Origin of the sequence: Saccharothrix coeruleofusca (genome assembly GCF_014648515.1) — a bacterium.
Lineage (GTDB): Bacteria > Actinomycetota > Actinomycetes > Mycobacteriales > Pseudonocardiaceae > Actinosynnema > Actinosynnema coeruleofuscum.
Genome location: NZ_BMRG01000001.1, coordinates 504,614 through 510,618, shown reverse-complemented (window position 1 = coordinate 510,618; position 6,005 = coordinate 504,614). Strand labels below are relative to the sequence as shown.

7 protein-coding genes and 2 tRNA genes are annotated in these 6,005 nt (G+C 69.5%); 7 read left to right on the top strand and 2 right to left on the bottom strand.

Annotated elements, in window-relative coordinates; genetic code table 11:
• Positions 1–27 precede the first annotated feature (27 nt).
• The 6 genes from IEZ00_RS38060 to IEZ00_RS02625 all read left to right on the top strand — a co-directional run bounded on the left by IEZ00_RS38060 (position 28) and on the right by IEZ00_RS02625 (position 4,018).
• Positions 28–162, top strand: a complete 135-nt coding sequence (locus IEZ00_RS38060) for an ESX secretion-associated protein EspG (protein ID WP_373293067.1) — start codon at positions 28–30, stop codon at positions 160–162.
• Positions 163–239: 77 nt separating this feature from the next.
• Positions 240–2,201, top strand: a complete 1,962-nt coding sequence (locus IEZ00_RS02645; protein WP_189221389.1) for an acetoacetate--CoA ligase — start codon at positions 240–242, stop codon at positions 2,199–2,201.
• 154 nt (positions 2,202–2,355) lie between these two features.
• Positions 2,356–2,445: transfer RNA gene (locus tag IEZ00_RS02640), tRNA-Ser, on the top strand.
• A gap of 38 nt (positions 2,446–2,483) precedes the next feature.
• A tRNA-Arg gene (locus IEZ00_RS02635) sits at positions 2,484–2,556 on the top strand.
• A 338-nt stretch (positions 2,557–2,894) separates the two neighbouring features.
• A complete protein-coding gene (locus IEZ00_RS02630) occupies positions 2,895–3,332 on the top strand; it encodes a helix-turn-helix domain-containing protein (protein WP_229794931.1) in 438 nt (145 codons plus the stop codon).
• 86 nt (positions 3,333–3,418) lie between these two features.
• A complete protein-coding gene (locus IEZ00_RS02625; protein WP_229794929.1) occupies positions 3,419–4,018 on the top strand; it encodes a PIN domain-containing protein in 600 nt (199 codons plus the stop codon).
• Between the two features lie 157 nt (positions 4,019–4,175).
• Here IEZ00_RS02625 and IEZ00_RS02620 read toward each other — a convergent pair whose 3' ends face one another.
• Together IEZ00_RS02620 and IEZ00_RS02615 are read right to left on the bottom strand one after the other, a co-directional pair.
• Positions 4,176–4,730 (bottom strand): nuclear transport factor 2 family protein, encoded by a 555-nt coding sequence (locus tag IEZ00_RS02620; protein WP_189221387.1) that lies wholly within the window; start codon positions 4,728–4,730, stop codon positions 4,176–4,178.
• Positions 4,727–5,098, bottom strand: a complete 372-nt coding sequence (locus IEZ00_RS02615; protein ID WP_189221386.1) for a hypothetical protein — start codon at positions 5,096–5,098, stop codon at positions 4,727–4,729. The genes IEZ00_RS02620 and IEZ00_RS02615 overlap by 4 nt, the downstream gene beginning before the upstream one ends.
• Positions 5,099–5,205: 107 nt before the next feature.
• On the opposite strand from IEZ00_RS02615, the gene IEZ00_RS02610 reads away from it, so the two are divergent.
• Positions 5,206–6,003, top strand: a complete 798-nt coding sequence (locus IEZ00_RS02610; protein WP_229794926.1) for a helix-turn-helix transcriptional regulator — start codon at positions 5,206–5,208, stop codon at positions 6,001–6,003.
• The last annotated feature ends 2 nt before the right edge of the window (positions 6,004–6,005 follow it).

The following is a 6,005-nucleotide window of genomic DNA, read 5'->3' as shown; positions in this document are numbered from 1 at the left end:
GGCTACCTGCACCTGACCGGTGACACGGTGTCGTGGCTGGACACCGCCGATGGCCGCTACCTGGTGCGGCGCGACGACGGCTGGCTGGTGCTCACCCCGACCGACGCGCCCCGGCTGACCTCGGCCGTGGAGCAGGTGGTGGCGGTCGCGAGCCGGAACTGACCGGAACCGACCGGAACCGATCGGAACCGGCCCGTCGACCGTGGCCCCAGGCGGTCGCATCGGCTAGGAACGTCGGTATGACCGACACGCAGGCAGGCACCGCCGCCGCCGGTGGGGCACGACCGCTGTGGCAGCCCGACCCCGACCGGGTCGCGGCCAGCCGCATGACCGCCTTCCGCGACTGGCTACGAGCCGAGCGGGGACTGGACTTCGCCGACTACGACGCGCTGTGGCGGTGGTCCACCGAGGACCTGGAGGGCTTCTGGGGAGCCGTCGCCGACTTCTTCGGGGTCGCCTTCCACCAACCGCCCGAACGGGTGCTCGCCGACCGGTCGATGCCCGGCGCGTCGTGGTTCCCCGGCGCGACCCTCAACTACGCCGAGCACGCGCTGCGCCACGAGGGCGAGGCCGTGGTGTTCCACCGCGAGGACGGCCTGACCGCCCGGCTCACCTACGCCGAGCTGCGCGAGCGCGTCGCCGCCGTGCGCGCGGGCCTGGTGTCGCTGGGCGTGCGCCGCGGCGACCGCGTGGCCGCGCTGGTGCCCAACTCGCCCGAAGCCCTGATCGCCTTCCTGGCCGCCGCGTCGCTGGGCGCCACCTGGTCCTCCTGCTCCCCGGACTTCGGCGCGCGGGCCGTGGTCGACCGCTTCGCCCAGATCGAGCCCACCGTCCTGGTCGCCGTCGACGGCTACCGCTACAACGGCCGCGCCTTCGACGTGCGGCCCACCGTGGAACGGCTGCGCGAGGAGATCCCGTCGCTCAAGGCCACCGTGCTCGTCGACTACGCGGGCGGCTCGCTGCCCGACGTCGTGCCGTGGAACTCCCTGCTCACCGATTTCGCCGGAGCCGAGCCGGCGTTCGAGCCGGTGCCGTTCGACCACCCCCTGTGGGTGCTCTACTCCTCCGGCACCACCGGACTGCCCAAGGGCATCGTCCAAGGGCACGGCGGCATCGTCCTGGAGCACCTGAAGATGCTCGCCCTGCACAGCGACCTCGGGCCGGGGGAGCGGTTCTTCTGGTTCACCACCACCGGCTGGATGATGTGGAACTACCTGGTCTCCGGCCTGCTGGTCGGCACGACGATCGTGCTGTTCGACGGCAGCCCCGCCCACCCCGACCTGTCGGCGCTGTGGCGCATGGCCGCCGAGGACCGCATCACCTACTTCGGCACCTCGGCCCCCTACGTCCAGTCGTGCCTCAAGGAGGGCCTGGAACCCGCGCGGACGTTCGACCTCTCGGCGCTGTGCGTCGTCGGCTCGACCGGCGCGCCCCTCACCCCCGAGGGCTTCCGCTGGATCGCCGACGCCGTGGGCGAGGTCCAGATCGCCTCCGTCTCCGGCGGCACCGACGTGTGCACCGCGTTCGTGGCCGCCTCCCCGGACCTGCCGGTGTGGCTGGGCGAGCTGTCCTGCCGGGCGCTGGGCGCGGCCGTGCGCTCCTACTCCCCGGAGGGGCGGCCGGTGGTCGGCGAGGTGGGGGAGCTGGTCGTCACCGAGCCCATGCCGTCCATGCCGGTGTTCTTCTGGGGCGACGAGGACGGCTCACGGCTGCGCGAGGCGTACTTCGACACCTATCCGGGGGTGTGGCGGCACGGGGACTGGATCACCATCACCGAGCGCGGCTCGGCCGTCATCCACGGCCGCAGCGACTCCACCCTCAACCGCGGCGGCGTGCGGATGGGCACCAGCGAGTTCTACCGCGTGGTGGAAGGCGCGGCGGGCGTGGCCGACTCGCTGGTCATCGACACCTCCAGCGCGGCCAACCCGGACGGCGAGCTGCTGTGCTTCCTGGTCCTGGACCCCGGCGTGGCGCTGGCGGACGTCGAACCCGGCCTGCGGGCGGCGCTGCGCGCCAACCTGTCCCCCCGGCACGTCCCCGACCGGTTCGTCGCGGTCGAGGAGATCCCCCGGACCCTCAACGGCAAGAAGTGCGAGGTGCCGGTCAAGAAGATCCTCGCGGGCACCCCGCCCGAGCGCGCGGTCAGCCTGGACGCGCTGCGCAACCCGGCATCCCTGCGGCCGTTTTTGGATCTTGTCTGAGACGCTCGTCACTGAACGGGCCCCCAACGGCCGCTGAACGCCCTTCTCGACCCCGGCATCTGCGCTCTGACCAGCGCAGATGCCGGTGGGAGGGGGGCGTTTTGCTTCTACGTCGGGGGTGTGTGTAACCTATGCGTCGTAGCCGAGGGCTCCGGGAGGCTTCGCCTAGTCTGGTCTATGGCGCCGCACTGCTAATGCGGTTTGGGTTTACCGCCCATCCCGGGTTCAAATCCCGGAGCCTCCGCAACACCCAGCTCCACCGGGTGACAACTGAAGAACGATGCGCTCGTAGCTCAACGGATAGAGCATCTGACTACGGATCAGAAGGTTGCAGGTTCGAATCCTGCCGAGCGCGCACCAGTCAAAGGCCCCGCCGGATTCTTCCGGCGGGGCCTTTGACGACAGTTCTGATGACAACGCCCTACTCGGCAGCGCGCTCGCTGTCGTCGAACAGCCCGCCCGCCCGATCGACGGCCTCCCGCTGGACGCTTCCGACCACTTCGATGTAGGTGCCAGTCGTCACACTGGTCGGGTTGAGCCACAAGATCCGTTGACCCGTGGCCGCTGTGTTGCGGCCTGCGTGCTTGAGGTTGCGCTCATGCGACAGGCGTGGTCTGATAGCTCTGGGTTGCACATATAAGTGTACGGCCGGTCGGTTGTAACTGTAAGTGCCCCGCTGAGGGAGTGGTGACGGTGTCGACCGTGGTGGCTACGGCTGATCGTGATGTCCTGTTGGCGGACGAGCGTGACCAGCAGCAGGCGCGAGCGCTGATGAGCCTGCTCTCCCCTGGTGGTGCGCGGTTCACCGCGGTGTCCGACGGGCAAGGCGCTGAGGTTCCGGTGCCCGATGAGCTGTCGGCGATCATCGCTCAGGTCGTTCGCGCTGTGGCGCGGGGGCATGCGGTCACGGTCAGCGCGATGCCGGAGGAGTTGACGACCACTGCGGCCGCCAAGCTGTTGGGCATCTCGCGGCCTACTCTGATGCGCAAGATCAACGCCGGGGAGATCCCCTCGCACAAGGTCGGCACGCACACCCGCTTGCGGACGGTTGATGTGTTGCGGGAGCGGGATGCGCGGCGGCGGCGCCAACTGGCCGCGTTCAACGAGCTGCGGGATTTGGAAGACGACTGATTCTCATTTCACCGACTATCGGCCCGGTCATCGATAGGGGATGCGACAGCGGCTAGCCTCTTGCGGTGGTCTCAACGAGAGTGTTCGTGGACGCGAACGTGCTGTACTCCCGTACTTTGCGGGACTGGCTTGCGCTGTTGCAACTCGAATCGGCTGAAGAGATCTACACGGTCTACTGGACTGAAGATGTGCTCGCTGAGGTGATCTACCGCCTCCGTCGAAGGCATCCGACCTGGTCGGGAGCGAAGATCACTTCCGTGCGAGACCTGATCGCGAAGACCTTCGAAGGAGGCCGGGTCGACGATTTCACCATCGACGGCTCGTTCTTCGGCAAGGACGGCGACGATCAGCACGTACACGCCGCGGCGGTGGCTTGTCAGGCGGACATCGTCCTGACCGGCGACAACGGCTTTTTCGCCACGGGGTGTGATGCGGACGCGAGGCCCTACGAGGTCTACAAACCTGACGACTTCTTCATGTTGGTCGACGACAGCGCGCCGCACCTGGTGCAGCGGGTGACCCGTGAACAGACTCTGTACTGGGTCCGCAAAGGCGGTCGCGCCGACTTGGCGGGCAAGCTCGTGGAGGCGGGCTGTCTTCGCTTCGCTGAGCGCGTGAGGGCGCACCAAGGGCGGTTGTCCCTGCCCGGCCAGGTTGGAAATCCTGTCAGCACAGGTGGGGCATGAGTCGCGGACGGCCACGGGATGCCACGTGACCGAGAGGCGTTGATCGCGGTGTCCGGAAAGGCTTTCGCGAAAAGCCCCTTCAGCGTCCTGGTCGTGGGGGGCGGGTGTGTCCGGGGTGACCGCCGGGCGTTGCGCGACCTCGGCCACCCCGTCACCGTTACCTGCCCGACCGGGAGGACCGCGCGGGGGAGAACAAGCGCCCGACCGCCCGGAGCAGGGCCCGGAACTCCGCCCCGTTCGGCCGCACGCCCAGGCGGGCGTACATGAGCACGTCGCCGTACTCCGCCATCCGGACGATCTTCCCGTCGTGGACGTCGAATCGGGTCAGGTAGCTGTTGCGGTACGGCTTGCCCGTCCGGGCGACGACCATGTCCCCCTTCCCGCTGAAGAAGACCTCGCCGCTCGCGGAAACGGTCCACTCGTGATCGCGCCAGAGCAGCGGGGTGAACTTGGCGAACAGCGCCTCCGTGTAGGCGAGGATCTCCTCCTTGCCCTTGACGTCGGCGACGCAGAACCCCTTCCTCCGGCCCGCGATGATGTCCGCGACCCCCTCACCGCTCCTGGTCGCGGTCGAGTGCATGAACAACTGCCGCGCGTCGGTCGCCAGGGTCGCCGCGACGGCGTCGAGGTCCTTGGCCTGGATCGCGTCGATGAAGTCACGGGCGAGCCCGAGCGCCGCTTCCGGCCCGGCGGTCGGCGTCGATCCGGTCACGACCGCCCTCCGGTGCGAGCGCCGCTGCTCGTCCTCTCGGCGTCCCAGGACAGCAGCGGTTCGCCGAACGACCTCGGCAGCCCGAAGGACTCGAAGCGGGGCGTCCACCAGCGCGTGAACTCGGATTCGTAGGCGAGCAGCCGCTCGGAGAACGTCGCCAGGTCCACGCCCTCGTCGAATTCGAGGTAGACGATGAGCGCCGCGTCGCCGTCCTGGTCGGGCTGGAGCCACATCCGCTCCCGGTGGTACCCGACGGCTTGCGCTCGTTCGGCGAGCCCGGACAGGTCCTCGTTCAGGTCGGCCATCAGGTCGCGGAACTCCTGGACCCGCTCGTGCGGAATGGGGAGAGCCCAAGCTGTACTGGTCATGCGCGTCAATCTGCGCGAGGTCGCGCGGGCCGGGAAGACCTCGCCGAGCCTGGTATCGGCGGGGCCAGGCAACGCGACCGGGTGCCGCGCCGGGGACAATGACGCGCGTGCCCAGCGCCGACCGGACGGAGTTCGGGGAGTACCTGCGTCGTCGACGGGCGGGGATGATTCCGCCGGAACCCGGGGCGGGGGCGCGTGCGTCGCGGCGACGGGTTCCGGGTCTGCGGCGTCAGGAACTGGCCGACCTCGCGGGAATTTCCGTCGAGTACTACACCCGCCTCGAACAGGGCAGGGCCCCGCGCTCCTCCCGTGAGATCCTCGCCGCGCTGGCGCGGGCGTTCGAGTTGTCGAGAGCCGAGCGGGACCACCTGTTCCGGCTCGCGGGCGAGCCGCCGCCCGAACCCGAGTCGCCGGAGGCCGCGGTCCGCCCAGGGCTTTTGCGGATGCTGCACGGCTTGGCGGGCACGATGCCGGTCACCGTGCACGACGGCCGCCTGGACCTGCTGGCGCTCAACACCGCCGCCGCCGAGCTGCTCCAGCCGCTCGCCGCCACGGGACCGTACGGGCGCAACATCGCCTACCAGGTCTTCACCGCCACGGCGCTGCCCGACCTCCTCGGCGACGAGGGGGCGGAGCTGCTCGTCCGCGTCGCGGCGGCGGAGTTCCGCGGGGCGCTCAGCCGGTACCCCGGCGACCGGTACCTCCAGGCACTGCGCGCCGAACTCGCCGCGACCAGCACGAGCTTCCGCGACCACTGGGAGCGGGGCGAGGTGGAGACGCGGCGATCCGCGGTGAAGCACATCCGCCACCCGGCCCAGGGATGGCTGAACTTCGACATCGAGATGCTGCACGACCCGGAAAGGGATCACTGGGTCATGCTGTACACCCCTCGCGACCCCGCCTGACC